The sequence below is a fragment of the Vibrio sp. 1731 genome (assembly GCF_033339955.1).
Lineage (GTDB): Bacteria > Pseudomonadota > Gammaproteobacteria > Enterobacterales > Vibrionaceae > Vibrio > Vibrio alginolyticus.
Genome location: NZ_JAWOVO010000008.1, coordinates 237,119 through 263,239, shown reverse-complemented (window position 1 = coordinate 263,239; position 26,121 = coordinate 237,119). Strand labels below are relative to the sequence as shown.

Sequence of the window (26,121 nt, the reverse complement as noted above, 5' to 3'; positions counted from 1 at the left end):
TTACTCCTGCTCTTACTGGTTGCACCATTAGTTTGGTACAACGGTGCTAGAAGGGAGGTGCGTCCATCACATCAAAGCCGTGTAGCTGGTATACCACTCCAGAAAATACCTGGAAGAAAAATCGTGATAGCAGTCAATGGACAGAGACTAGCCGAGCCGTAACTATCTCTTGGAATGACGATCTCTACCACTAACTTATTAGCCTGCGGCCACGGAATAAATAAGTGGCCGCCGTATTTACTAATGAAATAAACGGTAAGACATGACACATGACAAGTAACAAAAAACTCTTGACTGGATCGGCGCTAGCACTTGGTGCAGTACTCGCCATATTTCTGATTAATTCAAATAACAAGAATGCCCAGACCGAACCTGTTGCAAGCCTTGATGAGCAAATCAAGACAGAAGACGCTGCGACAATAAGTGTAACGCCTCCTGAGAGCGATGCTGCTCAAGAGGTTGTTACCGCTCCAACACCACTAAGTCGCAATGATGATACTTCCGACGTCATTCCAGCTACACCTTGGATATCTGCCCCATTAAATGAACTGAGCAATGAACTGTACGATTTTATTGAAGCTGAACAGGTAAGTTACATCAGTACGACCGACTATCCATTCGACGAGAAAAAGCAAAAACAATTGCGAACATTAGCTAAGCAAGGGGTTCCTATCTTGTTTGACAATACGGAGTCATCCTATTTGGATAGCTACGGTGTCAGCGAAACCAAAGTCGTATCAGAGTATTTTGGTACGGCGTCTGAAGGTGATGTCATCATCGCTACCGGAGTACAGAATGCAGATGGCAGCATTCATTATCTAGTTTTGCCTTTGAAGAGCAAAGATCTCAACGATAACAGTAAATTGATTGAGGACACTAAGCTCGCAATCACTCTACTTAAAGAACAAAAGCATGACTTGATAAAAGAGAGACAAAACGAACATCGCGAATAAAAGTAAAGGGAGATAGCCTCTGTATCGCTATTTCCCTTAAAACTCAGTTCTCAATTAAGAAAAGCTCATTTCTCCCTACTTACCGGCACCCTATCCGAAATCACCTTGCCGTCTTTGATGGTGATGATGCGTTTAGTGCGCTCTGCCAGAGCGTTATCGTGCGTCACGATGATCAGCGTTCTACCTTCGGCGTGGAGTTGGTTGAACAAGGCTTCAATCTCTGCGCCGGATTTTGAATCCAATGCACCCGTTGGTTCATCTGCTAAGATGATTTGCGGATCGTTGACCAAGGCTCTTGCAATCGCGACCCTCTGTTTTTGACCACCAGAAAGCTGGTTTGGTTTATGGTCTAAACGATCCCCTAGCCCGACTTGCTCTAGCAATTTAGCTGCGCGCTGGCGACGTTCTTTGGCTTTGATACCAGAGTAAACCAACGGCAGTGCCACGTTATCAAGCGCCGTCGCGTATTCCAATAAGTTAAAGCTTTGGAAGACAAATCCGATCTTTTGGTTACGAATGCCAGCCAGCTCATTCGCACTTAAACTTGCGACGTTTTGGCCGCCAAGTTGGTACTTGCCATCGGTGGGCTTGTCTAAACAGCCGAGCATGTTCATCAACGTTGATTTGCCTGAACCGGACGGGCCAAGAATCGAAAGAAACTCGCCTTGATTAATGGTTAAGTCAACGCCGTCTAGCGCGCGAACTTCCGCCTCCCCGCTTGAGTAGTATTTACAGATGTTGGTCAGCTCAACAAGCGGCTTGTTCGACATGTTCTTTCCAGAGTTATTGTTGTTATTCACTTTGTAGCGCCTCCAACGGGCTGACTTTTGCGGCTCGGTTTGCAGGTAACCATGCAGATGCCACACCAATGATCACTAAGGTGAGGATGACAATCGCGACAACGACCCACGACAACTCAGGGACAGGTTTACCTAGTTGTTCATAAAAAGCATTGCCCTCTAAAGGAATGGAACTGATGGCAGACACCAGCGCGTACGTAACGGCTAACCCAAACGCCCCCCCCATCATCATTGTCAATAAAGACTGCACTAAATAGTGCATGCGAATAGCCGTTGGTGTTGCACCGACTGCCATGCGCACACCGATATCACGCGTAGATCGCTTTACGGTGGCATACATCACATTGGCGATGCCAACACCAGCAACAGCTAACGTCACGAAGCCGATAATGCCAAGGAAACTCTGCAAACCTATCAGAAACTGCTGCATACTCTTTTGCTTAAGGAACATATCATCGACTTGGACGACCTGTTCATCACTGACACTTGCCCCGTGTTTACGGGCAATCACTTGCCTGATCGTCTTTGCTAAGGCTTCTCGGTCTACATCCGCTTGTGGCTGCACATTGATGCCACCAATTTCACCGTTGACATGAAATCGCTTCCACGTCGCTAACGGCACAAAGCTAGAATAGTTGATAAGATCCCCCAGTTCTATTTGGGAGCTGTTTTTCTCCAATACGCCCACAACAGTGAACTCCTCATTGCCGATTTTTACCTTTTTCCCCACAGGGTTGACTTGCAATGTGACTGTCGCAAACCAACTAAAGTCCTCATTAGGGTTGAATAAGTCGGCTGCCAGTTCATAACCCAGTACAACGACTTTGCGCGTCTCTTTTTGATCGAGTGGGTTTAACCATCGTCCCCCCGCCATCGGCACCAAATTGGTCATGGATTGAAACTCGCTCGTGACCGCTAACGGCTCTTGCCACGAGCTTCTGTCACCAACGGTGATGCGCTCTTTCCACTTCGCCGTTGGCGCAACGCTTTTTACATCGGGTAACGCTCGAACAACCTCTGAATCGTCCATTTTTAGTGTCAGAAACTTACCTTGGTGAAAAGCACCGTGGTCGACGGTGGCCATCCCTCCGGTCAAATAAATCAAGTTGCCGTTACCATTTTGTGCGGTTTTCAATACGCCCTGACGAATACCCTCACCTACCGCCAACATAGCAGCGATACAAAGGGTCGCCCACGCTACTGCTAGAATGGTCAAACCCAGTCTCAGCTTTTCTGCGGCCATTTCTTGGAAAATTTGTCTCATCGGTAACAACATGGCTAAGCCCTCGCACTCAAAGCAATGACTGGCGTGAGACGTGATGCTCGCCTTGCTGGGAAATACGATGCCATCAATGCCAAGATAAGCGTCACAAGTAAAGACCAAGCAATGGAATCTGGCGTGGTCACAGGCAAACCAATCCATTCCGGTAATCCCATGCTGCTTAGGACAGATACCACGGCATACGAAAACATCAGACCTAATGCCGTGCCCACAGCTACCAAAATAAGCCCCTCAAGAATAAACTGACTGAGTATGGATTTTTGAGTCGCCCCGATCGCCAAACGCACACCGATTTCACGCGTGCGCTCAGTGACGGATAAAAACATGATGTTGGCAACACCAAGCGCACCGACCGCCATGGTCATCGCACCGCTCGCTCCGAGAAAAATCTGAATGCCACGCAAAATTCCACTGATGACCGCCGCACCTTCACTAAAATCGGGTACTTCGACCGCATCTTTATCACTTGGGTCAAAATGAAGCTGCTTGGCGAAAAAGTTCACAATATTTTGTCGAAATGACGATGCATCCATCCCTTCTCTCGGCTTCATCAATACCATCCAAGGTTTCGCATCCCACAAATCGCGGTACGTTGTTTGAGGAATGAAAACCGTGCGGCTATCGCCGAATGAAATGCCAGTGTCCTCACCAACGGTTATCCCAATCACCAAAAACGGAATGCCGTTGACTTTGAGCCTATCCCCGATTTGGATTCCACCCATTTGCGCAATTTGATCGCCTAACACTGCCACGCGAGTGTGGTTGTCCATATCACTTGGTGACAGGTTTCTCGAACCGGATTGCAGCTTGCGTTGCATTAAAGGAAAGTAAGACGTATCAATACCGCTGACCGTACTCGATAAATTCTGTCCTTTGAGATTGGTGATATTCGCATCCCATTTGGCGTAAACGCTCGACGCCTGTTGCACAAAGCCTGACTGTTTGATCATGTCGACTTTTTCTTGTGGAATATCAATTTGTCGCCTTGAAGGTAACCCTTGCCACGGTTTACTGGTACTCGACGGAAACACCACTTGCACATTGTTGATCATAAATGAAAACGACTGAGTCTGATGGCGATAAAAGCCTTCGCCAAGTGCGATTAACACCACCACAGAGATCACGCCCCAAGCAATCGCGATAATGGCTAGAACGCTCTTCATGCGGTGCGCCATCAACGTTTGCCAAGTTTGTTGCAATAGGCTGCTCATGAATGAAAAGCCCGAGAGATCAACGCCATGGTATCGTCATCGAGTTTCCCTGCGGTTTGCAGTAAGCCGATTCTCTTACGCCAGTAGCTGTACAAGTTGGTTTGCAGACTGTTTTTCGCCTCAAACAAGCTGTTGTGTGCGCTGATAACTTCCGACACTTCAAGCAGGCCAGCGTCGTAAAGTTTCTCTTTGCTTTGCAACACTCTGGCGCGCGACTCAACCAGCTCGTTCGCTATCAAAACTTGATTCCAGTTGATATCGACCTGCGTAAACTGCTGAATAACTCGTTTCTGAATATCAATTTCCACTCTATGCATATCTTGCTTGGCGCTTAAAATGTTCAACGATGCTTCGTCCACTTTCGCTCGCACTGCACCATTGAGGTCAATCGGCAAACTCAAACTAATCCCAGCGTTAAACTCGCCGTTTGAACGATTGTCACCATCGCTGTAGCCCACACTGCCTTTGACGGTCGGGTAGTATCCACCTTTAGCTGAATCTTTCGCGAACTCGCTCGCTTTCACCATCTGCGCCGCCACCAACAGCTCTGGACTGCTGTCTTTCGCCAGTTTTAGCCATTGCTCCTGAGAGTCCACCAGCATCGGCGGCTGAATCAAAGAATCCGTTCGAATTTGGTCGACACTCTCCGGCATTTGATTGATTAACGCCGCAAGCTCTGCTTTTTTCACTTCGAGATCGGCTTTTGCATTGAGGATACTTGCTTGCTCAGAGACTTGATTCGCTCGCATCTCTTCAACATCAACCGACTTCACTTTGCCTGCTCGATAGCGTTTCTCGATGATGTTGAGAAGTTCCTTCCCCTCCTCCAGCTTGGACTGCGCCAATTTGAGGTCGCCCTGTGCGCTTGCCACATCTAGGTAAGCGGTGAGCAACGTCTGCGCAAGCTCGTTATGCGATTGAGATAGCTCTAACTGTGCTTTGAGATAATTGGCATTCGCTTGATCCAGTTCCGACCACAAACTGCTATCCCAAATAGTTTGAGATAAGGTAGCGCCGTAACTGTTGGAATGGCTTGAGGACTCATTCCAATCCGCTGACGCACTGGCACTTAAACCCGGCAATAACGCACTGCGGCTACTCTGTACGCCAACCTCGCCAAGCTGGACGCCGATTTTCGCTTTTTCGTAATTTGGATCGTTCTGCTTTGCTTGTTGCCAAGCTTGTTCAATAGAAATTGCGTAGGTCGGCAAACTGAGCGTGGCAGCCAACAATGCAAAGGCGATTGTTGATCGTTGCAGCTTAACCATGCGCCGCTCCCATCATACTGTTGTCGATAACCTCTTCATCAAGCTCCACGCCGTCAAGCACTTCGACATTGATGCCATCTGACAGACCGAGTTTCACAGGTTGTTTATGAAACCCTTGTTCTGAGCTGTCGGGGATCAGAACATTCGGTGCGTCACCATCAAATTGCAGAGCGCGCTCCGGTAGCGTGAGCACGTTTTCAGAAGTCTTCAGAATGATTTGAGCCGTCGATGAAAAACCAGAACGAAGCAACACATCTTGTGGGATCTTGAGTTCTCCCACTTCAACCTCAAAACCGTTATCAAAACTTTTAGCCGAAGCGTTGCCTTCTGGTGAGTTAAGGTTCTCAGATTGAATCGCCACTTTGGTTAGCACACCAGAAATCGCCACATCAGGATAAGGCGCAACCGTCAACATAACGGGCATTCCCGGAGACAACTGCGCAGCATCATGCTCACTGACGCTACCTTTAAAAATCAGACTGTTCATGTCGGCCAATGACATCATTTCAGTCGCGGCTTGGCTTGATTGAGTCGAGATGATCGGCTCTCCGACCTCAACTTTCTGGTTGAGTACCGTGCCATCAATTGGCGCGTAGATCGTCGACGTTAAACGCGCATCACCGATAGACGCCTCACCACTGCGGATGAGTTCGAGATTCTGGCGCTTTTGCAATACGTCCGCTTGCGCAGATTTGACTGCCGAGCGCGCACTTACGTATTCGTCGTAGTTACTTGGAATAATGTCCTGCTTGACCAAGCTTTCTAAGTTGGACAGTTTTTGTTTGGCGGATTCCAGATCGGCTTCACTACGCATGAGTTCTGCCGATGCATCCGTTAATGCTTGGGGGGTTGGGTTTGGACGCACTTTGATCAGCGGCTGGCCTTGCTTCACCTTTTCACCAACTTTCGCATAAATTTCACCGACGATACCGTCGATTTGTGACTTGATAGACACGGAGTGTGCAGGGACAATTTTACCAACAGCCACCGCTTGTTTTTCAATCGTGCCTTTTTCCACAATCAATGTAGGCAGCAATTCTGGTTGAGCGGCAGATTGGAGATAGAAATACGTACCACCGCCGAGCAGCGCAATGCTCACAGCGGAGACAAGCCAACGTTTCGTCATTATTTATTCCAACAATTATTGGGTAGTCTAATGACTACTCCTAAAACACAAAGTTGAAGGAATAATATCCTGCTTTAATAGCGGTATGGTTGTCACAGTTGGTATGGTTTTGTCAGTCGCCTCTGACAATCAAAGACTAAAAAAATCTCGAGGAATCATTCAGCGAAGACGCTGTCTACGATGGCGACTGACAAGCTCTGTAACCGCTCGTTTCAACCGCTATCAATTTAATTCTGAACAATGTGCAAAATGGCGCTGTTCGATATCCTCCAATCGCATATCCATACAGTCTTGCGCCTCACGTCCTAGAGCAGGAAAAACTGCATGCGCTTTTAAAATGCCTTGGCTGATAAAGCCGCATTTCTCCAACACACGGATACTCGCGTGGTTGCCAATATGCGGGGCGGTGCGAATGCGCGTTATACCCAAGCTTTGCAGGTAGACAACGCCAAGTTTGCAGGCTTGGGTTGCATAGCCTTTTCCCCGATAGCGAGCAGAAATACCAAAATGGATTTCACTGCTGTCTTGCTCAGGTATCAGCACCAGACAACCAACAGGAGTTTGAGAAGTGAGTTCTTCAATAGCGAAGACTAATAGATTGGGAGACTTTTGATCATATTGAGCACGCCATCTTTCGATAGCTTCAAGGGTTTGATTAACATTTTGGTGGACTTGGCGATTGAGGAAGCGGCATGCTTTCTCATCGCCTAAATAGTTTTCAAACAGGGGAGCAGCGTCTGTTGTTTTGAGGTATCTGATTGCCACTTGTTGAGATTCAACTCTCATCATGATTTAGCTCTGATAAACATTCGGTTTCCAGATTTGCATGAAGTTTTCTACTGGAGCAATAGGAGTGAACCCAAACTGTTCGTACAACCCATGAGCATCGCGGGTTGCAAGCATCATACGGCGTAAGCCTTGTAGTTCTGGATGAGCAACAATTTCTGATATCAACAACTTACTGATGCCTTTACCACGGTGTACCTCCACAACAAACACATCGGCAAGGTACGCAAACGTGGTACGATCGGTAATTAACCGAGCAAAAGCAACGAGTTGATTTTCATCATCCAAAACCGCGAAACAGAACGAATGGCGCAATGACTTCTCAAAGCGTTCTCTTGGAATACCCTTTCCCCAATAACTGTTTGAAATGAACTGGTAGATAACGTCTAAATCCATGTCATCTAACGACATAGTAATTCGAAATCCTTGCATTGTATCCCTCAACATTGATTTATATTTTCTCAGCCACACAGACAAGCGAGTTGGCATTCGCCTCAAATACTTGCGCTGACCAAGATTGGTACTTCTCTATGATTCTGAATCCCGCTTGTTCAAGGAAACCCTCTATGTCTTCTAGCGGACGATATTTTAAATCAATGCTGGAATGCTCAATCGTTCCACTTTCAAAATGGCGCTCTTTGTTCAAATACATGATGGACGTTTGCAAGTCATACTCGGCCTTCATACCGAAATAATTCACTTCGCCATAGGTTGGAGAAACATAGGTTTGCCACAGCGCCATCTCATGATCCAATTCTAGATTTTCTGGCGTTGGTAACCGCGTATCGAAAACAAATCGCCCACCTTTTTCGAGGTGTCTTGATATTGAGCTCAGTGCACCTGCTAGCATCTCGTCACTTAAAAAGGCTTGGAATGCATTCCCTGTCATTATGGCTAGGTCAAACTTCTTACCTAACGAAAACTGGGTTGCGTCGAGATGAAGAAAACGCAAGTTACTCCTGCTTTTGGCTTTGTCCTTTGCGTGTTTGAGCATCCCTTCAGAAATATCAATGCCAATGGCTTCGTTGAGTTGCTCAGAGACTGGAATCGTGACAATACCGGAACCACAACAAACATCCAATACACTTCGAGCATTGGTTTCTTCTATTAACCTTGTGATGAAAGCAATGTCGTGATGGTAATGCTGGTCGTATTGAGCATCGTATTCAATTCCAGACCCGAACTCGGTTAAATCTTGTGTTTTCAAAAACAATCCTTGTTTGTTACTTATTTCAGCGGTGTGACTTTTTCAGCTCTAGCATCAAGTATCGACACACATAACCAACACCAGATACGTAACCAATCACGTTTTCTAGTGAAACCACTTCCAACCCCGCTTGCTGACAGAGTTGCTCAACTTCACTTTCGGTATATGCCTTATGCACGACCGATCCACTATAAGTATTTCGAGGCAAATCTTGTCCATCCGGATCGTGGTATTGAAAGCTGATAAAACATCGTCCATTCGCAGTTAGCTTATGCGAAATACACTCCAAAAGTTGTTGAGGCTCTGCTAGAAACTCAGTAAAACCAAGTGCGGTGATAAGGTCGAAGGTTTGCTCAAACAAAGGGGAAAATGGCTCATCGAGGTTATGAACCGCGACGCTGTGATAGAGGTTAGTTTGGCGCGCTTTATTAACCATTTTGGACGAGATGTCTAAGCCATGGATGGCGAGTTCTGGATAGTGACTTTTTACGACATGGCCGATACTGCCAGTCGCACAGGCTAGGTCGAGAACCGAGCCTTGCTCGATGGGAAAGGTTTTTAACTTCTCAGAAATCCAACGTGGACCGACGTAGTGACTGCCATCCACCAACTTTTGATAGCGATCCGACACATCATCATACATTTTTGCTACGTTCATCGTTTCCTCCTGATAACCAGAACGATGCTCGAATGTAACACGCAATAAGCATCTAGACACTTATTGGTTAACTAGTCCTTTATGGAATGTGACCGACTGGTTGTTTAGGACAACAAAAAAATCCGATACTCTATATTTTGAATATCGGATTTTTATTGCGTTATCGAGCTAACCAAATTCTCGTTAATATTCCTATCGGAGTAGTAACGCCAGTTGTGACGGAGGAAATTTCACCATTTCTTAAAACATAAATGGTTGGGGTCACGCTAATTTTCCATTCGCGCATAATATCGCTTGAAGGATCGTTTATGTTTTCGAAACGATATTCTTTTGCCCTCATAAACTGCGCCACACGCTCATTCGGTCCCGACGAGCCAGAAACGCCAACTACGGTGTAGTCATCACTCAGCCAGCTCACGCTTGGGCTTACAAATTTACAAGCGGGACACCAAGTCGCCCAAAAATAAACAACGACAGGTTGTTCATAACTTTGCGCGATTGCATCGAAATATTCACCATCGCTCAATACGGAGCTCAATGGTGGTGCCTCCTGTTTAGGAATATCTTTGGTGCGATACCAATCCATCGCGATGGAAATGACGGTGACAATGAGCACCATCTGTACGATTTGAACGAGCCAATATCGGAATGTTCTACGCTGCTTTGTCGAACTCATTGAATGGATCCTCCACTCGCTTGTTTCACCGCGCTTAAAACAACATCATCAGTCAGAATCACAGGTAACGGGATACCTTGTCGCGCTGCCGGGCCATAGACGATGTTAAACGGCACACCGTAACGCCCATGAGCTCGTAAAAAGTCAGTTACCGAGCCGTCCGGATGTGTCCAATCCCCTTTTAACGTCGCTACATTAGGGCTTTGCAGCAATGAGTAGACAGGATCTTGCCAGAGCACACCGATCTTGTTCGCTTTACACGTGACACACCAATCCGCAGTGACATCCACAAACACCACTCGCCCATTATTGACGTGATCTTCAATCGCCGAGTTAGAAAGCTTCTGCCACGCTAAGTCCTCAGGAAGCGGTGTCGCCCATTGGTCGGCAGTGACACTACCAAGTAACAGGCCACCAGCAATTAAGATAAGCGATGCAGAGCCGGATAGCACGAGTGCTTTATCGCCATGAACACGTTTAACGCGAATCATCAGAACAATAAACGCGACTAAACCGGCGAAAATGACCCAAAACACTGGGAGGTGATTGGCCATCAAAGACAGTAGCCAAACGCTGGTGGCCAACATCATCACACCAAATACGTTTTTGACCACGTTCATCCACTGACCCGGCTTCGGCAATTTAAGCGCAATACTTGGGAAAATTGCCACCATAATCCAAGGCAACGCCATCCCCAACGCTAAGGCGGTGAAAATAGCAAACAGCGTAACCACATCGGCACCCAAGGCAAACGCCACGGCCGTTCCTAGAAAAGGCGCGGAGCAAGGCGTCGCAAGCAATGTGGCAAACATACCTTGAACATAGTGACCAACTAGGGAGTTATCACCTTTCGAGGCCAGCCATGTATTGGTACCCGATGATAGACGGACTTCAAACAGCCCCAGCATATTGGCCCCAAACAAAGTGGTGACCAACACCATCAAACCTAAGAACCAAGGGCTTTGAAATTGCACGCCCCAGCCAATGGCATTACCTGTTAGCTTAAGCACCAAAATAAAATTAGCGAGAATCCAGAACGACGTTAATATACCAAGTGACGAGGCAACAAACTGAGCGCGAATTTGACGACGCTCGATACCTTGAGCGGCAACAATACTACTTAGCTTCATCCCCAAAACCGGAAGAACGCAAGGCATAATGTTAAGAATTAAACCGCCGAGCAACGCGAATAGAAAAACACTCGTTAGAGACGTGCTCGGCAACGGTTCAACTATTGCCTCAGCAGTTGCTTGAGTGGTTTCTTCTGCTAGTAAATTGGTGTCTTTGATGGTCACAAACAGCGACTGACCATCTAACTCCACATCGCCCAGCCAAGTATCAACGATATAGCTCGCGGTGACGATGTTTCCTTCTTGATGCATTCCTTCAAGCTTGAAGCTATAGTCTCGCGTTGCTTCATCGACACCATCCACCAGCACTTGTGGTTGTTGCCAACCCTGACTGTTCTGTAGCTTGATTTGTAGTTTCGATTGGTTCGCATCCCAACTCGCCTGAGTAACATCAATAAACGGCGATGGCTGCGGCACGTTACTCACTGCTTGAGCGTAACTGAACATCACGCCTTCATCGACTGTTAGATCAGAAGGCAAGAACGTCAATTGAATTTGATAGTCGGTCAGCACACAAATCGTCGTACAAGAAGAAAGTGTCAGTACCGCATCAATCGTGACAGGTCTGGACATGTCTTCGACGTGCAGCGTCATGGGGAACAAAGTATCGCCTTTATACCCAAGAGTCTCGATACCTAATAGTTCGAATTTTTGTGGGTGCGGCCATTGCCAATCCACTTTGGATAAATTTTGTGAATTTTGCCAATCAATAGATGGTGCTACGCCGCCCTCACCAGGTGAACGCCAGTAAGTTTTCCAGTCTCCGGTTAACTTGACATCCAAATAACCTGTAAGTGTTTTGGCTTGCGGATCTTGTTGACCAGTGAGCACAAAGCGCGTTTGCACTGGAGGATGTTGTGGGTTGGTTAGCCAACCTGTATCAGTAGTTTGAGCTGAAATACTCAGAGAGAGCAAACTCAAAGCAAGCGTCATAAAAAACATGAACGCAAACTGAGTCAGTTTAGTAATTTGATTCATAGTGATTCCTAGTTAAAAGACAAAGGTGCTAAATAACTGACGCTAGTGGTCAGAAAGCACGCTTTTATTCTCGGAACACACAGAAAGTCAGATGGACTCGATACTTACGGCCTATCGGTTCCGTCCAATGTTGCGCACCAATATAGGCACTGCACAACCAAATTGCCGAAGCAAAAAGACCGACAAACAGAACAACAATAAATACATCGAGTTGATGTTGAGAAAACTGAATTAACTTTTCAGACAATTCGCACTTGCTGGTTTCTTTAGTATCAATCGACTTGACGCTCGAACGCTCATCAGCAAATGAAACCGCGGGCGATTCCGTCTCATATTTCATAGAGCATGACGATGCAAAACCTGAATTTTGCATCAGACACACAACCACCACCCAGCCAATAATCGCTAGTAGCCATTTTGCCCGCTTATGTGGCGTGTGATGTCGTTTAGTCAACAAACTCATAAGAATTCAGATAAAGTAAGAACGAAGAAGATAATACGCGAGTCGTCATAAAGCTCAAGTTGTATCCTCTAAATAGCCTTAAGAGGCTTCACTCGGTAAGCTTTAATCTAGCTTGCCATAAATATATGCCAACTCTGCAACGGTTTTTGCCGAGAACTTCTTCAATAGATTAGCTCGGTGTACTTCAACCGTTCGCATTGCTATGCAAAGTTCGTCAGCAATACGAATGTTGCGCTTTCCTTCAATGATCAAACGTAAAATGTCTTTTTCTCTAGGTGTGAGCGATTCATAAGCCGATTTTGCTGCTGCCATATCGAGGTTTGTGGCAGACTGCGCCTGTCCCTGCAAAATGGCTCGTGCCAGTTCATCGCCTTTGACTGGTTTTTGGAAGAAATTGACCGCCCCAGCTTGTAATGCATCGACCGCCATCGGGACATCACCATGCCCTGTCAGATAAATAACGGCCAACGGGCTGTTGGCTTGATTTAAAATTTGGTGCACTTGCTGACCACGAAGGTTGGGCATTCGACTATCAAGGATCACGCATCCGGCCTGATGAATGTTCACTTTATCGAGAAAAGATTGCCCATCAGCAAAAGTCGTCACGTTGAAGTCATGCTCTTCCAACATAAAAGCGAGCGAGTCACGCACCGATTCATCATCATCGACTACAAAAACAGGTAGCTGCTTTTCACCGCTGCTCATTGAGTGCTCCTATGCCTAGTTCAGATTAGTTTTGATATGGAAACACAAGCTCAACCAAACAACCATGTGGTGCTATCGAGCTGATGACAAACTCGCCACCATGCATTTCCATCACATCGCGACAAATGGCTAACCCCAGCCCAAGCCCTTCTTCTTTGCTACTCACAAACGCTTGAGTCGGATTCTCTTGCTGCAACCCTGTACCATTGTCTAACACTCGAATAGAGAGTTGACTGATTTGGTAATCGCAATGCAGGGCAATTTTACCTTGATAACCTGATGAGTGATATTTCTCTTGGAACAAAGTACACGCATCAATCGCGTTGCTGATCACATTAACTAAAACCTGTTGTACGCCAACTGCATCGACAAGTAATGGACGAATGTTCCCTTCTGTACTGGCCACAATAGAAATGTTTTGCTTCTGCATTCGAAAATGGAGTAACTCAATCGTGTCATCAATGAGTACTTGAAGATCGCACGGCGTTTTGTCGACACTGCGCTTACGAATCAACGTTCTTAATCGCTGAATAATTGCATCGGCTCTTTCAACTTGGCCCTGTATTTTCTCAAGTACAGGGACAATATCTTCATGAGGGCGCTTTTTGGCCAAGCGAAGTAAACCGCCTTCACTATAGTTGCGAATGGCTGCCAGTGGCTGATTGAGTTCATGAGCAAGACTAGTGCCGATTTCTCCGACAATCGCGACCCTTTGTGAATGTTCTAACTGTTCACTTTTCTCTTTTAATCGTAACGACGTCTGCTCCAACGCTTGCTTACTCTTGCTAAATCGATACTCAAGCCAAAAGTGGTACGCGTTCAACACAATCACAAACATGAACAGCGCCCATGCCCATTCTTGATGACTACGCAGCCAGCGTAGAGCCTCACTCCACCAAGGTTGTTGCAACGGATGGAGATCCAACGCCTGATAAAGTTTGTCGATGCTCAGCAAGCTGACGGGGGACGTCCAACCTGACGCGCCTGCCGCAATAACCGCAGGGTGTTCAGGTGGCATCGCTAACAATACTTGCGCAATCTGTTTGGCGATCTGAGCTGAGCCGCGCTCTGTTTTGGCAAATGACCAGTTAGGATAAAGCGGTGTGGAAACAGCGCATAACGAGCGCTCGTTCGGCTGTTGATTTAAAACTCGATAATTACTCGGTTGTAAAAGCCCTTCACTTAGCATCTGTTCCAATAAACAAGCAGGGACAACGGCCGCTTCCACATTGCCATCACGTAATTGATACAGGTTGGCATCAATAGGAAAACCAAGATAGCGGACATCAGAAAAGAAATCGTTTGGATTAAGCCCCATTTTGACTATTTGATAGCGCATCGTTAGATAACCACCAAACGCTTTTTCTGATACCGCCGCAACGGGACGTCCAGAGACATCTTGCACCGTTTGATAACTTGAATTGGCTCGAACCACAAGCGCCGAACCAATGCCGTAATTCGAGTTTTGTGGTGCTCTGCTGGTTAGCGTTGCCATCCACGACAGCGCGTATTGCCTGCCCAACCGCACTGCCTGACCTGGGTTGGTTAAGATGAAATCCATGGTCTGAAACTTCACCGCTTCGCCCATTTCATCCAAGTTAAGGGGATGAAGGACAAAATGCACATCGGAAATTTGCTGATTGAGCCAATCAATGGTCGGTTGCCATCTCTGCTCGGCATAAAGATGACCACGTATCGCTAACACGCCCACTTCGACTTTTTTCTTGACCTGTGGCTGCTCTGCTTTTTGCTCTTGCATTCCTTGCAGATCTGCTTGTTCAGAAACTGCGCCCTGAGCCAAAGATGCAAAGGCAACTAAGCAAAGAACCCAAAACTGAAGCAACCGTGGCGTTTTGTTCATGATGAGTAGAATCGTTCCTTCGAAAGTAATGGAGCAAGAATAACAGCTACCCTTGGTAAACCACATTTGTTTTAGATCAAGTTTGATCTGGGTATGTGGAAATCCACAATATAAGCCTCGCAGTGCATTTCTCACAATGGAGTCAGTCAATTCAAATACAACAAAAAAAAGCAGGTGAGTTATGGATTCCACCAAACGTCGCTTTCTCAGCGCGGTCACAGCCGGAGCCGCGTTAATTCCAGTCGCTGGCATTGGCACGGCAACTGCGGGAAACATTATTCGAAATAACCAGTCCGCTGACCGAAAAGGACAAGTCGGGAAGCGTTATGCCATGGTGATAGATTTGCGTAAATGTGTCGGATGCCAGGCTTGCACTGTGGGTTGCAGCATCGAGAACCAAGCGCCAATCGGTCAGTTCCGAACCACCGTAAAGCAATACGAAGTTACGTTAGATGATGGCTCTACAGCCACGCGAGAAGCAAAAGCCTTTATGCTACCGCGCCTGTGTAACCACTGCGACAACCCACCTTGCGTGGCAGTGTGTCCGGTTCAAGCAACCTTTCAGCGCAAAGATGGCATTGTCATGGTGGATAACAGCCGCTGCGTCGCCTGCGCGTACTGCGTACAAGCTTGCCCTTACGATGCTCGCTTTATCAATGAAGACACCCTCACCGCAGATAAATGTACCTTCTGTGCTCACCGTCTAGAACAAGGTCTATTGCCTGCCTGCGTGGAAACCTGTGTTGGCGGTGCACGTGTAATTGGTGATTTGAATGATCCATCAAGCGAAGTCCGCCGCTTAATTGCGAAGCACCAAGACGATATCAAAGTGCTAAAACCCAATGAAGGCACCAAGCCTCACGTGTTTTACATCGGCATGGATGAACGCTTCACCAGCCACATCGACGGACAACCTGCTATTTACGACCCACAGGGAGAGCGCGCATGAACATCACCGAAGTGTTAGTCCAACCTCAAGCGATGGCTTGGCTCCCGTGGGCGGTGCAATATTTCTTCTACATCGGTTCGGCTTATGCGGCTGCTGTTTTATTCCTAATCGCCCTATTATTTGAAAAACACACCAGTCACAGACTGCGCGCTGCGCTTGTTCTGACGCTGGCCATCGGCGCCATCGTGGGGCCATTAGCGTTAACTGGCGACCTTCACCAACCGGGACGCGCATGGCATTTTTACGCACACATCACTCCGTGGTCATGGATGTCTTTAGGGTCGCTTTTCTTGCCTGTTTTCTCAGGTTTAGCGGTAGTGACTGCATGGCTGTATCTCCGCGAGGATCTGATCAACTTACGTAATCAGCCAGGGAAAGTACTGCCTCTAATTTCAAAGCTGTCACTGGGTGACTGGGCGCTCTCTCGTAGAGTCATGCTTATGGTATCTGTTATCACGGTGCTATCAGGCATCACCATTGCAGTCTACACAGGCGCTGAAATTGCAGTCGTTAAATCGCGCTCTTTATGGCACCAACCCGCGTCGCCGGTTCTTTGGTTTGTCACTGCATTTATGAGCGCGGTCGGATTTTCTCTGTTGATTTGGCTCTTGCTGCCTAGTCAGTCAAAGACGCTGACATCTGGCGATACTAATTTACTTAAAAAATCAGTGGTTACCAGCGGTGTATTAACGCTGATACTGCTACCGATTTGGGCATCCAACAATTCCGCATTTTCGCTCTATTCTAGCGAACAATGGATGCACAACATTGCCCTGCTCACTTTTGTCGTTTTAGGTTGTGTTTTGCTCGCTTTCATCTTCTTGCGCGATACCAAAAAGTCCGCATCAGCCAGATTTCGTCACGTCATAGGGCTCAGTTTCGTGTCTGCTGCCGCACTGGCAAGTGCATGGCTGATTCGCTGGTTTACCATCATGGAAGTGCAAACCATCGCCAAGTTCGATGCAGGGCTGTATCCATACCAACTCACTATGGATGGAAATGGCTGGATAGGCATTATCGGCATGCTCGGATTATGGCTTGCACTGGCACTGCTCGGTTCGGAGCTGGTTCAGTCAAAACAAAAGATCGAAGTAAAAGCCTCATCACTCACCTTAACTGAACGCTAATCAAAGAGGATTTCATCATGGATAACAAACGCCGTCAGTTTTTGAAATCAGGCATTGCAGTGGGTGGGCTTGGCGCATTCGCTGCGGGTTACGCTACCACCACCAAACACATAGTCGAGGGTGCGCTCGAAGGCACTGCGGGAGAAAAAACGCGTGATATTCACCACGGTAACTCGCTTGAACCAGAGTACACGGTCAACAGCAAAGGCAACCTAATCCCTAATCCAAATCAGCGCGTTGCGCCATCGATGTGCTTTGGTTGTTGGTCACTGTGCGGATTGCGTGTACGCATTGATAACCGCAGCGACGATATTTTGCGTATTACTGGCAACCCATATCACCCACTCTCTCATCAGCAAAACATTCCGTTCGAAACGCCAATCAAAGATGCTTATTTAAGTTTGGCAGGAGAAGCGGGCCTTGACGGTCGTTCAACAGCATGCGCACGTGGCAATGGGATGCTAGAAATTCGCAACAGCCCGTACCGCATTACTCAGCCACTGAAACGAGTTGGAAAACGCGGCGAAGGAAAATGGATTCCGATCAGCTACGAGCAATTGATAGAAGAAGTCGTAGAGGGTGGTGATTTATTTGGTGAAGGCCATATTGATGGCTTACGCGACATCCGCGATTTAACAACGCCCGTAGATCCTGAAAACCCAGAATATGGACCGAAAGCCAACCAATTGTTAATGACCAACGCCGGTAACGAAGGCCGAGACGACATATTCAAACGCTTCGCGTTCAACAGCTATGGTACACGTAACTTTGGGCATCATGGCTCTTACTGCGGCTATGCATTTCGTGCTGGCAGCGGCGCATTTATGAACGACTTAGATAAGAACGCACACTTAAAGCCAGATTTTGATAATGCGGAATACATCATCTTCATCGGTATGTCGCCAGCTCAAGCGGGTAACCCTTTTAAGCGTCAGGCGCGCCAACTCGCCAATGCGCGAACAGAAGGCAGCTTGGAATACACCATCATCACGCCAAGTTTGCCGGCGGGTTCATCGAGCTTGGCCGCCGGTGACAACAACCGCTGGATACCAATCAAACCGGGCACCGACTCTGCCCTCGTGCTTGGCATGATCCAGTGGATCATCGAAAACCAACGCTACAACAAAACCTTCTTGGCGCAGCCGGGGGCAAACGCGATGAAACGAGCCGGCACCGCGCACTGGTGTAATGCTACGCATCTTGTGATAAGCGATAATCAGCACCCGAGAAACGGCACGTTTTTACGCGCGTCGGACTTGAATCTGCCATTCGAGGGCGAAGCGTTGTCTGACTCCGACCCGTACGTCATCGTGGATGATCAAAGCGGCGAATTTGGTGTGCATACCCAGACAGAAGAAGCGGCACTGTTTGTCGATAAAACGGTTTCGCTTGCATCAGGCGAAGTACGAGTAAAATCGTCTCTACAAAGGCTCAAAGAAGAGGCGTTCAAATACAGCCTTGCGTTCTACAGCAAACAATGTGAGATCCCTGTTGAGCAAATCGCAGAACTAGCGAAACGCTTCACCAGCTACGGCACAAAAGCGGTGGTCGATACCCACGGTGGCAACATGCACACCAATGGGTTCTATAACTCGTTTACCATCATGATGCTCAATGCATTGATTGGTAATATCAACATGAAAGGCGGCGCGATGGCCAAAGCGGGTGGCTACCCAACTTCCGCTGCGGGTCCTCGTTACGACTTCACCAAATTTGCGGGTAAGGTCGGCCCGAAAGGCGTCTTTCTATCGCGCAGTAAATTCCCCTACCACAAAACCAGCGAATACAAGCGTCGCGTTGAGGCAGGAAAATCCCCTTACCCAACTCGCGCACCTTGGTATCCGTTTGCAGCGCCACTGCTGACAGAGCACCTATCTGCGGCTATTGATGGTTATCCATACCGCGTTAAAGCGTGGATCAATCACATGGCGAACCCAATGTATGGTGTACCCGGTTTGAAAGCGCTGCTGGAAGACAAGCTTAAAGATCCAAAACAACTCGGTTTGATTGTGTCTGTTGATGCGTTCATTAACGAAACCACCGCATTGTCGGACTATATTGTGCCGGACACGGTCACCTACGAAAGCTGGGGTATGGCAACGCCTTGGCACGACGTTCCGGTGAAAACCGTCACCGCTCGCTGGCCGATTGTGGGAGCGCGAACAGAGAAAACCGCCGATGGTCGTTCAATTTGCTTAGAAAACTTTTTGATTGATGTCGCCAAGAAAATGCAACTAGGCGGCTTTGGTGACAACGCGATTCAAGATGCGCAAGGGAATTGGCACGCTCTCCACAGCGCTGAAGATTTCTACTTACGTTCCGCGGCAAACTTGGCTTATGTGAAAGGCGGGGTGCCTGAAGTTTCGGCAGAAGACATTGCGTGGTCCGGCCTAGAGCGTTTAATGCCAGCCATGCAGAAGACGCTGACAGCGGATGAGATGAAACGTGTGGCGTTTATTTTTGCTCGCGGTGGACGTTTTGAAAATGCAACCGAAGCGTATCAAGGTGAGCAAATGAAGCACAAATGGACACGACCTGTCGCGATATGGAATGAACGTGTCGGCAGCGCAAGAAACACCATGACCGGTGATTTCTACACGGGTTGCCCAACATGGCATCCACAAAAACTGGCCGATGGCACACCAATGGAAGACCAGTTCCCAAGCTCAGAATGGCCTTTCAGCCTAACGAACTTTAAATCCAACATTCACAGTGCGGTATCCAACCTATCGCCAAGGTTGAACTCGATTAAAGGCGTAAACCCAGTGTACATCCATCCAATCGATGCCGAGCGCGCAGGCATTAAAACGGGTGATGAGTTTGTTATCGAGACACCATCTGCAAGCACCAAAGCACTTGCGATGATAGTCAACGGGATTCGCCCTGGCACACTCGGATTTGAACATGGGTTTGGTCATACCGAGCTAGGACAACGCTCGCACTGGATCGGCGATAAACAACAACCCGTAAAAACGCGCAGCCAAGATGGCGTCAACATTAACGACATTGGCTTAATTGATCCTACCCGAGAAGGTAAAGGTGTATTGTTGGATTGGGTAGTGGGCGCGGCGGCACGTCAGTCCTTGCCGGCCAAAATCCGCAAAGCGTAACGCCGCACGTTAAGACGTCTCTACCACTTAGAGCTGCCGATTTGTGCAGCTCTTCACCACTTTGTTTTTATAGCTTATAGAACAACCAATAAAAACAAATACGGCCATTTACACTTATTAAATATGTGGAAATCCACAATACCTTTCATTATTGACAAGGCCGACAATATCGTCCGAGTGACTACCAAGTAGCACTTAGACATATTAATAAAAATTAAAGTGAGTCAGCATGTCAAAAATTCTTCCAGTGGTGGTGGCCTGTTTGTTAGCAACCACTATGGGCGCAAGCGCCTCGTCTATTCCGGAAAAAGCCAGCGTATGTAGCGGTTGTCACGGCCAAGATGGCATGGGACAGCCAAATATCGCGCCGATGATCGCTGGTTTAAACGCGAATTATCTCAACACTCAAATCGAACTATTCCTTAGTGGCGAACGCCAAAATGTGGTCATGCAAGGCATGGCGAAGGAACTCAGCGATCCCGCAGGCCGTAAGGAAGTTATGGAGTACTTTGCTAACCTCCCGAGCTATGAGTTCACGAATCCAGAACAACGCGGCGACCAAGCTGATATTCGTAACCCGTATCGTAAGTTAATTTTCCAAGGCGATTGGGATAGAAATATTCCAGCTTGCGCAACTTGTCATGGAGCCAGCGGTATGGGCGTCGACAAGTTCCCTCGCCTCGCAAGCCAACATGCTGATTACTTAAAAACGCAATTGATGGCATGGAAAAACGGCACTCGCAGTGGCGACCCGCTCAATATGATGGGGACCATCGCAAAAAATCTCACTGACAAAGAGATCGAAAATCTTGCTTACTACTTTGCCTCATTACGTTACTAGGAGCAGTCATGAAACGTTTCTATTCTTTGTTCGCACTGCCTTTCATTTCTACGCTCGTACTAGCTAACGCTCCATTACCGGACCGCCAGAAAGAGCTACCTGCGATAGAAAAAGAAAAGCACGGTGAATACTTAAAACCGCGTGATCTCAGCACAATCCCAAACACCGCATTTGGTGAGCAAGTAAAACGCGGTTACTCGCTCTTTGTTAACTCACAACAAATGCGCGGAAAATACGTTGGCAACGAACAAAACTGTGTGAACTGCCATATGGAGGCAGGACGAAAAGCAAACGCTGCGCCACTGTGGGCAGCTTACATGGCATACCCGGCATATCGTAAGAAAAACGATCGCGTAAACAGCTATGCTGACCGTATCCAAGGTTGTTTCGAGTATTCCATGAACGGTAAAGCGCCCGCTTACGATTCGACAGAAATTGTTGCCCTTAGTGCTTACGCCTACTGGTTAGCGATGGGCGGCTTGCTTGACAAACATGGTATGGCGGATGAACCCATTCCAGAACTAGACGCAAAAACGTTGCAAATTGGTGGAAAAGCAAAAGACTTCCCGTTGCCCGAAGCCATCGCACAAGCATTACCAATTGAAAAGCGGGGTAATCTCTCTGGGCGTGGCTACCCAAAAATCGCCGCCCCTGAGCAAGAACCATCAATAGAGCGAGGCGCATTGGTCTACGAAAAGAACTGTGAAACTTGCCATCGCGCCGACGGTTCAGGCATCAAAGACACCAACGACCATTCATACATTCCACCACTTTGGGGCGAATATGCGTATAACTGGGGCGCAGGTATGCACCGGATTAACACAGCGGCCTATTTTATTTACGAAAACATGCCGCTTGGGAAAAGTGTGCAGCTGACAGAGCAAGAAGCTTGGGATGTCGCAGCATACGTCAACAGCCATGAGCGTCCACAAGATCCTCGATTCAAAGGCAATGTCACCGCAAACGCGGAGAAATATCACCAGCACCAAGGCTATTACGGCAAAACGCTCAACGGTACGCAAGTCGGCTCCAATGCCTTTAAGAGCGGAACGGTCAAGTAAAGTACAACTAAGTACCTTAAATAAAATGCTCTTTTTCCCTGCTCTGATTATCTGGGCAGGGTTACTTACCCTTAAAAACAAGTAATTACCCCCCTCCACAGACAAGCAATATCACATTATTTTCGACTTCCAACATACTCATCTTCGCCGTAAAATCTTGTACCAAACGCGACTTCGTTTATGTCTTAGATCTCCCATATCCTCTAATGCCAAAAGTAAGAAACTCGTAAACTCCTGAATCAAAACAAGCGTGCCTAGTGAAAAAAGAGTATTCTTAAAGCAAATGAATCTAAAACCTACCCGATGAGTATTCAACCTAATTCCCGTCAGTTAATTTCATGCGAAGAGTGCGGCCTTGTTGTTCGCATTCCCGATATCGAACAGGGGCAAAAAGCACAATGTCCTCGATGTTCGCATTCGCTGACTAAAGTGAATGCCAAGCCTTACCAAAGCGTGATCGCCATATCATCGGCATGTTTGATCATGTTAGTGCTAAGCATTTCTTTCCCTTTTATGTCGTTCAGCGTGCAAGGGTTGTCGCAAGAAATCACCTTGTTGCACGCTGCCAAAATGCTGGCTGAGTTTCAAAATGTGCTTTTGGGTGTGCTGCTACTCGCAACAGTTATCGTTTTGCCTGCAATCTATGTTGGTCTCATTCTCTTTCTTCACCTTGAAGCATTAAAAGCACGTAAACATACCCCCTCTAAAAAGCAGCAACGAATGGCAAAAGTTTTATGCCGTCTTCTGTTTCGAGTCGAACCTTGGTTAATGGTGGATGTATTTTTGATTGGCGTGTTGGTCAGCTTAATTAAAATCGCTTCCCTCGCAGACATAGGAATGGGCACTTCATTCTGGGCGTTTTGTGTATATACCGTTCTGGTAGTCAAATGCATATCAATGGTCGACAAAAGCTGGCTCTGGGGGCACTTTATTCCAGCTATCGAGCTACCTGATGTAAAAGAGGGTGATACGCACCATAACCACAACCATATTGGTTGTCATACGTGCCACCAGCTCAACCCTATTGAAGCTAAAAAACACCAACACTGCATTCGTTGTAAAAGCCCTATTCACAAATACAACCCCGCAGACAATTTACAAAAAGCTTGGGCGCTTTTGTTTGCTTCAATCATTTTCTATATCCCTGCGAACCTCTACCCTATGATGTACACCGTAAGCCTTGGACATGCAGAAGGTTCGACTATCATGGAGGGGGTAATATTGCTTTGGCATTTAGGTTCTTACCCTATTGCGATGGTAATTTTCTTTGCTAGCGTATTTATTCCAATGGCGAAAATGCTGGCACTCGCGTGGCTGTATTACAATGCGCAAAAAGCGCGATATCTTCCGCACGAAGAGAGTATTTCACGCTTAAAGATCTACCGCATAACTGAGTTTATTGGCCGTTGGTCCATGATCGATATCTTCGTCGTCGCGATCTTAGTTGCACTGGTTCAGCTGCAAAACTTAATGGCGATTTATCCAGGTCCTGCTGCGCTCTCTTTCGCGGCAGTGGTCATTTTTACTATGCTTTCTGCAATGATATTTGACTCACGTTTGTTGTGGCAATTGCCACAAAACGAAGTGCAGGAGCCGATTTCTGACAACTTAAACGAGAAAGCCAAATATGAGTGATGAGAACAACGTAACCGCTCAAATAAAACCGCAAAAGCAGATTTCTGCGATATGGATTGTCCCGATCCTTGCGCTAGCCATGGGAGCGTGGATGCTGTTCCAATATATCAACAGTACAGGCCCACAAATTACTCTCCAACTGCCAACCGCAGATGGGATTGAGGTTGGCAAAACCGAAATCCGAGCATTGAATGTAAAAGTCGGACTGATTACTGAAGTCACTCTCAGTGAAAATTACGATCACATCATCGCTAAGGCACAAATGAACAAGGATGCAGAACGCATGCTGCGAGATGACACCATGTTTTGGGTGGTGAAGCCTCGTATTGGCCGTGATGGCGTTTCAGGTTTAGAGACCTTGCTCTCTGGCGCTTACATCCAACTTCAACCGGGTAAATCTAAGATAGAGAAAGAGCGCTTTACGGTCTTAGATGTTCCCCCAGTGGCCTCTCCTGATGCAGAGGGGTTACGCCTTGTGTTAACACACCGCGAGGCTGGTAAGCTAGGCGTTGGTGACCCCGTTATTTATAAAGGCTTTACGGTTGGTCGTGTAGAGAAAACCAGCTTTGATGTTGACACTCGCAAAGCGTTATACCAACTCTTTATTTTCAAGCCTTATGACAGCTTAGTGCGCACTCGTACCAAGTTCTGGCTGAATTCTGGCGTAGATTTACAGCTCAACGCTGAAGGGTTCGAAGTCAAGTTTGGCTCATTAGAGAGCATGCTAACGGGTGGTGTTACCTTCGATACCGTTCCAGGTCTTGAATCCGGTGAACAGCTCACTGAAAATATGGTCAACTTCCGCTTGTACGATGATATTAAACAACTTCGAGAAGGCATGTACGATGATTATATTGAATTCGTTATGCTTTTTGATGAATCGGTACGAGGACTTAAACGTAAGGCACCTGTCGAATATCGAGGCTTGAGAATTGGTACTGTGATGCGTGTACCAATGCGACTTCCAACCCCAGAAGAGAACTTTTCTGCGAAAAAAATCCCTGTATTGGTACGTATCGAGCTCGGCCGTGTTTATGGCGATTTCCAATCCCAATCTTTACCAATGTTAAAAGATAAATTGAAGAGTGAGTTTGCTAAAGGCCTACGTGGTACTTTAAAAACAGGTAACTTATTAACAGGCGCACTGTATGTTGACGCCGACTTCTATCCAAACGACGAGCCTTACGTACCGAGTAAGTTTGCTGATTTAGATGTTTTCCCAACCATGCGTGGTGGTTTTGCGCAGGTTCAGCGCCAAGTGAACGACTTCCTAAATAAGATTAATAACTTACCAATGGAAGAAACACTAGACTCTCTCAATTCAACGTTAAAAACGTCCGAAAAAACGTTAGCTTCAGCAGAACGCGTGGCGGACAGTATTGATAAACTTTTGAATCAAAAAGAGACGCAAGAGATCCCAACAGATATTCGCCAAAGCTTACAGCAATTACAAAAAACACTCGATGGTTATGGGCCCAACTCAACCATGTACAGCGAAATGGAAGCCACGCTAAAAGAATTAGAAAGCGTGATGACAGAGTTTAAACCCGTACTTAAACAGCTAAACGAAAAGCCAAACTCTCTCGTGTTTGGAGAAGATGAAATCAGTGACCCAATACCAGTTAAAGGCAAAAACTAATGAAACGAGTATTCTTTCTGTCTATCGCGCTATTTGTCGGTCTAACGGGTTGCAGTAGCGCTCCGCAAACTAAAGGAGCTATGTACCTTCTACCTAAGGCGGAACCAGTGACGCTGAGCTCTTCTGATATCGCTCAGCGCCCAACTTTAGTTGTTCGTCCAGTGACATTGGCGAGTTATTTGAATGATAATGGCATTGTTTATCGAACCTCTGAGACCCAAGTTATTCAGGCGAAGCACAATCAATGGGCGCACAGTATTTCTGAGCAAATCACTCAGAGAGTCGTCGCGGAACTACGTCACAAGCAAAGTCATTACTGGCCGACTGAAATGAATAATCTGTTGGATCAAAGCGGTGAAGCCAAACTCCAGCTTACGTTAAATAAATTTAATGGCAGCTACAAAGGTAATATCGAAATTGAGGGGGAATGGTTACTCATTAATGCCGAAGGTAAGGTCGAAAACAGTGCGCCAATACAAATCTCACAGCCGCTTCAAGATGAGGGCTATGAAGCGCTCGTCAACGCTTTATCCATAGGCTTAGAAAGCCTAACCTCAGACATTGCCAAACAACTCTAAGTCAATGTTAATTACAGGGAAGCAAGTTGCTTCCCTTTTTTATGCAGAGTGTAGCGACTTCTACTAAGCTGAAAGCT

Annotated in this window: 23 protein-coding genes; 9 read left to right on the top strand and 14 right to left on the bottom strand. The window is 47.0% G+C overall.

Annotated elements, in window-relative coordinates:
• Window positions 1-269 precede the first annotated feature (269 nt).
• Complete coding sequence (locus R7035_RS12170; RefSeq protein ID WP_213872655.1) at window positions 270-953, top strand: topoisomerase I; 684 nt, start codon at window positions 270-272, stop codon at window positions 951-953.
• 65 nt (window positions 954-1,018) lie between these two features.
• Here the strand turns inward: R7035_RS12170 and R7035_RS12165 are convergent, their stop codons facing one another.
• From R7035_RS12165 to R7035_RS12100, 14 genes are all read right to left on the bottom strand, one after another.
• Window positions 1,019-1,723: an ABC transporter ATP-binding protein gene (locus R7035_RS12165; protein ID WP_025767247.1), complete on the bottom strand. Its 705-nt coding sequence runs from the start codon at window positions 1,721-1,723 to the stop codon at window positions 1,019-1,021.
• A gap of 22 nt (window positions 1,724-1,745) precedes the next feature.
• A complete protein-coding gene (locus tag R7035_RS12160; protein WP_215810334.1) occupies window positions 1,746-3,029 on the bottom strand; it encodes an ABC transporter permease in 1,284 nt (427 codons plus the stop codon).
• 2 nt (window positions 3,030-3,031) lie between these two features.
• Window positions 3,032-4,246: an ABC transporter permease gene (locus R7035_RS12155; RefSeq protein ID WP_215810321.1), complete on the bottom strand. Its 1,215-nt coding sequence runs from the start codon at window positions 4,244-4,246 to the stop codon at window positions 3,032-3,034.
• Window positions 4,243-5,514, bottom strand: a complete 1,272-nt coding sequence (locus tag R7035_RS12150) for a TolC family protein (RefSeq protein WP_215810320.1) — start codon at window positions 5,512-5,514, stop codon at window positions 4,243-4,245. The genes R7035_RS12155 and R7035_RS12150 overlap by 4 nt, the downstream gene beginning before the upstream one ends.
• Window positions 5,507-6,640, bottom strand: a complete 1,134-nt coding sequence (locus R7035_RS12145) for an efflux RND transporter periplasmic adaptor subunit (RefSeq protein ID WP_005385784.1) — start codon at window positions 6,638-6,640, stop codon at window positions 5,507-5,509. The genes R7035_RS12150 and R7035_RS12145 overlap by 8 nt, the downstream gene beginning before the upstream one ends.
• 222 nt (window positions 6,641-6,862) lie before the next feature.
• On the bottom strand, window positions 6,863-7,429 hold the full coding sequence (locus tag R7035_RS12140) for a GNAT family N-acetyltransferase (RefSeq protein WP_213892487.1): 567 nt from the start codon (window positions 7,427-7,429) through the stop codon (window positions 6,863-6,865).
• Window positions 7,430-7,432: 3 nt separating this feature from the next.
• Window positions 7,433-7,858, bottom strand: a complete 426-nt coding sequence (locus R7035_RS12135) for a GNAT family N-acetyltransferase (protein ID WP_053349639.1) — start codon at window positions 7,856-7,858, stop codon at window positions 7,433-7,435.
• 19 nt (window positions 7,859-7,877) lie between these two features.
• A complete protein-coding gene (locus R7035_RS12130) occupies window positions 7,878-8,633 on the bottom strand; it encodes a class I SAM-dependent methyltransferase (RefSeq protein WP_054866271.1) in 756 nt (251 codons plus the stop codon).
• A 25-nt stretch (window positions 8,634-8,658) separates the two neighbouring features.
• On the bottom strand, window positions 8,659-9,291 hold the full coding sequence (locus tag R7035_RS12125; protein ID WP_213892489.1) for a class I SAM-dependent DNA methyltransferase: 633 nt from the start codon (window positions 9,289-9,291) through the stop codon (window positions 8,659-8,661).
• A gap of 160 nt (window positions 9,292-9,451) precedes the next feature.
• Window positions 9,452-9,967, bottom strand: a complete 516-nt coding sequence (locus R7035_RS12120; protein WP_213892491.1) for a protein disulfide oxidoreductase — start codon at window positions 9,965-9,967, stop codon at window positions 9,452-9,454.
• Complete coding sequence (locus R7035_RS12115) at window positions 9,964-12,075, bottom strand: protein-disulfide reductase DsbD family protein (RefSeq protein WP_206970732.1); 2,112 nt, start codon at window positions 12,073-12,075, stop codon at window positions 9,964-9,966. The genes R7035_RS12120 and R7035_RS12115 overlap by 4 nt, the downstream gene beginning before the upstream one ends.
• Before the next feature lie 64 nt (window positions 12,076-12,139).
• The gene (locus R7035_RS12110; protein WP_206970733.1) at window positions 12,140-12,538 is read right to left on the bottom strand and encodes a hypothetical protein; all 399 of its coding nucleotides are present in this window, start codon (window positions 12,536-12,538) and stop codon (window positions 12,140-12,142) included.
• 102 nt (window positions 12,539-12,640) lie between these two features.
• Window positions 12,641-13,243 (bottom strand): response regulator transcription factor, encoded by a 603-nt coding sequence (locus R7035_RS12105; protein WP_025767241.1) that lies wholly within the window; start codon window positions 13,241-13,243, stop codon window positions 12,641-12,643.
• Between the two features lie 25 nt (window positions 13,244-13,268).
• The gene (locus R7035_RS12100) at window positions 13,269-15,104 is read right to left on the bottom strand and encodes a sensor histidine kinase (RefSeq protein ID WP_318146146.1); all 1,836 of its coding nucleotides are present in this window, start codon (window positions 15,102-15,104) and stop codon (window positions 13,269-13,271) included.
• Between the two features lie 181 nt (window positions 15,105-15,285).
• Between R7035_RS12100 and dsrO the strand changes: the two genes are divergently transcribed.
• The 8 genes from dsrO (at window position 15,286) to R7035_RS12060 (ending at window position 26,044) form a co-directional block, all read left to right on the top strand.
• The gene (gene dsrO / locus R7035_RS12095) at window positions 15,286-16,053 is read left to right on the top strand and encodes a sulfate reduction electron transfer complex DsrMKJOP subunit DsrO (RefSeq protein ID WP_017821650.1); all 768 of its coding nucleotides are present in this window, start codon (window positions 15,286-15,288) and stop codon (window positions 16,051-16,053) included.
• Entirely contained in the window at window positions 16,050-17,180 is a 1,131-nt protein-coding gene (gene nrfD, locus R7035_RS12090) for an NrfD/PsrC family molybdoenzyme membrane anchor subunit (RefSeq protein ID WP_206959668.1), read from the top strand. The genes dsrO and nrfD overlap by 4 nt, the downstream gene beginning before the upstream one ends.
• Before the next feature lie 17 nt (window positions 17,181-17,197).
• The gene (locus R7035_RS12085; RefSeq protein WP_262651811.1) at window positions 17,198-20,290 is read left to right on the top strand and encodes a tetrathionate reductase subunit A; all 3,093 of its coding nucleotides are present in this window, start codon (window positions 17,198-17,200) and stop codon (window positions 20,288-20,290) included.
• Between the two features lie 277 nt (window positions 20,291-20,567).
• Entirely contained in the window at window positions 20,568-21,131 is a 564-nt protein-coding gene (locus R7035_RS12080; protein ID WP_372059261.1) for a c-type cytochrome, read from the top strand.
• An 8-nt stretch (window positions 21,132-21,139) separates the two neighbouring features.
• A complete protein-coding gene (locus R7035_RS12075) occupies window positions 21,140-22,192 on the top strand; it encodes a c-type cytochrome (RefSeq protein ID WP_005376684.1) in 1,053 nt (350 codons plus the stop codon).
• A 303-nt stretch (window positions 22,193-22,495) separates the two neighbouring features.
• The gene (locus tag R7035_RS12070; RefSeq protein WP_005376683.1) at window positions 22,496-23,827 is read left to right on the top strand and encodes a paraquat-inducible protein A; all 1,332 of its coding nucleotides are present in this window, start codon (window positions 22,496-22,498) and stop codon (window positions 23,825-23,827) included.
• Entirely contained in the window at window positions 23,820-25,466 is a 1,647-nt protein-coding gene (pqiB, locus tag R7035_RS12065) for an intermembrane transport protein PqiB (protein WP_017821656.1), read from the top strand. Before R7035_RS12070 ends, pqiB begins: the two co-directional genes overlap by 8 nt.
• Window positions 25,466-26,044 (top strand): membrane integrity-associated transporter subunit PqiC, encoded by a 579-nt coding sequence (locus R7035_RS12060; protein WP_017821657.1) that lies wholly within the window; start codon window positions 25,466-25,468, stop codon window positions 26,042-26,044. Before pqiB ends, R7035_RS12060 begins: the two co-directional genes overlap by 1 nt.
• Window positions 26,045-26,121: the final 77 nt, after the last annotated feature.

Bases quoted from the DNA above. Each gene is read 5' to 3' on its own strand.
- R7035_RS12165 (WP_025767247.1), bottom strand. From the start codon at position 1,723: ATGTCGAACAAGCCGCTTGTTGAGCTGACCAACATCTGTAAATACTAC.
- R7035_RS12135 (WP_053349639.1), bottom strand. From the start codon at position 7,858: ATGCAAGGATTTCGAATTACTATGTCGTTAGATGACATGGATTTAGAC.
- R7035_RS12160 (WP_215810334.1), bottom strand. From the start codon at position 3,029: ATGTTGTTACCGATGAGACAAATTTTCCAAGAAATGGCCGCAGAAAAG.
- R7035_RS12125 (WP_213892489.1), bottom strand. From the start codon at position 9,291: ATGAACGTAGCAAAAATGTATGATGATGTGTCGGATCGCTATCAAAAG.
- R7035_RS12075 (WP_005376684.1), top strand. From the start codon at position 21,140: ATGAAACGTTTCTATTCTTTGTTCGCACTGCCTTTCATTTCTACGCTC.
- dsrO (WP_017821650.1), top strand. From the start codon at position 15,286: ATGGATTCCACCAAACGTCGCTTTCTCAGCGCGGTCACAGCCGGAGCC.
- pqiB (WP_017821656.1), top strand. From the start codon at position 23,820: ATGAGTGATGAGAACAACGTAACCGCTCAAATAAAACCGCAAAAGCAG.
- R7035_RS12085 (WP_262651811.1), top strand. From the start codon at position 17,198: ATGGATAACAAACGCCGTCAGTTTTTGAAATCAGGCATTGCAGTGGGT.
- R7035_RS12110 (WP_206970733.1), bottom strand. From the start codon at position 12,538: ATGAGTTTGTTGACTAAACGACATCACACGCCACATAAGCGGGCAAAA.
- R7035_RS12170 (WP_213872655.1), top strand. From the start codon at position 270: ATGACAAGTAACAAAAAACTCTTGACTGGATCGGCGCTAGCACTTGGT.
- R7035_RS12150 (WP_215810320.1), bottom strand. From the start codon at position 5,514: ATGGTTAAGCTGCAACGATCAACAATCGCCTTTGCATTGTTGGCTGCC.
- R7035_RS12145 (WP_005385784.1), bottom strand. From the start codon at position 6,640: ATGACGAAACGTTGGCTTGTCTCCGCTGTGAGCATTGCGCTGCTCGGC.
- R7035_RS12060 (WP_017821657.1), top strand. From the start codon at position 25,466: ATGAAACGAGTATTCTTTCTGTCTATCGCGCTATTTGTCGGTCTAACG.
- R7035_RS12080 (WP_372059261.1), top strand. From the start codon at position 20,568: ATGGGCGCAAGCGCCTCGTCTATTCCGGAAAAAGCCAGCGTATGTAGC.
- R7035_RS12105 (WP_025767241.1), bottom strand. From the start codon at position 13,243: ATGAGCAGCGGTGAAAAGCAGCTACCTGTTTTTGTAGTCGATGATGAT.
- R7035_RS12155 (WP_215810321.1), bottom strand. From the start codon at position 4,246: ATGAGCAGCCTATTGCAACAAACTTGGCAAACGTTGATGGCGCACCGC.
- R7035_RS12140 (WP_213892487.1), bottom strand. From the start codon at position 7,429: ATGATGAGAGTTGAATCTCAACAAGTGGCAATCAGATACCTCAAAACA.
- R7035_RS12070 (WP_005376683.1), top strand. From the start codon at position 22,496: ATGAGTATTCAACCTAATTCCCGTCAGTTAATTTCATGCGAAGAGTGC.
- nrfD (WP_206959668.1), top strand. From the start codon at position 16,050: ATGAACATCACCGAAGTGTTAGTCCAACCTCAAGCGATGGCTTGGCTC.
- R7035_RS12100 (WP_318146146.1), bottom strand. From the start codon at position 15,104: ATGAACAAAACGCCACGGTTGCTTCAGTTTTGGGTTCTTTGCTTAGTT.
- R7035_RS12120 (WP_213892491.1), bottom strand. From the start codon at position 9,967: ATGAGTTCGACAAAGCAGCGTAGAACATTCCGATATTGGCTCGTTCAA.
- R7035_RS12115 (WP_206970732.1), bottom strand. From the start codon at position 12,075: ATGAATCAAATTACTAAACTGACTCAGTTTGCGTTCATGTTTTTTATG.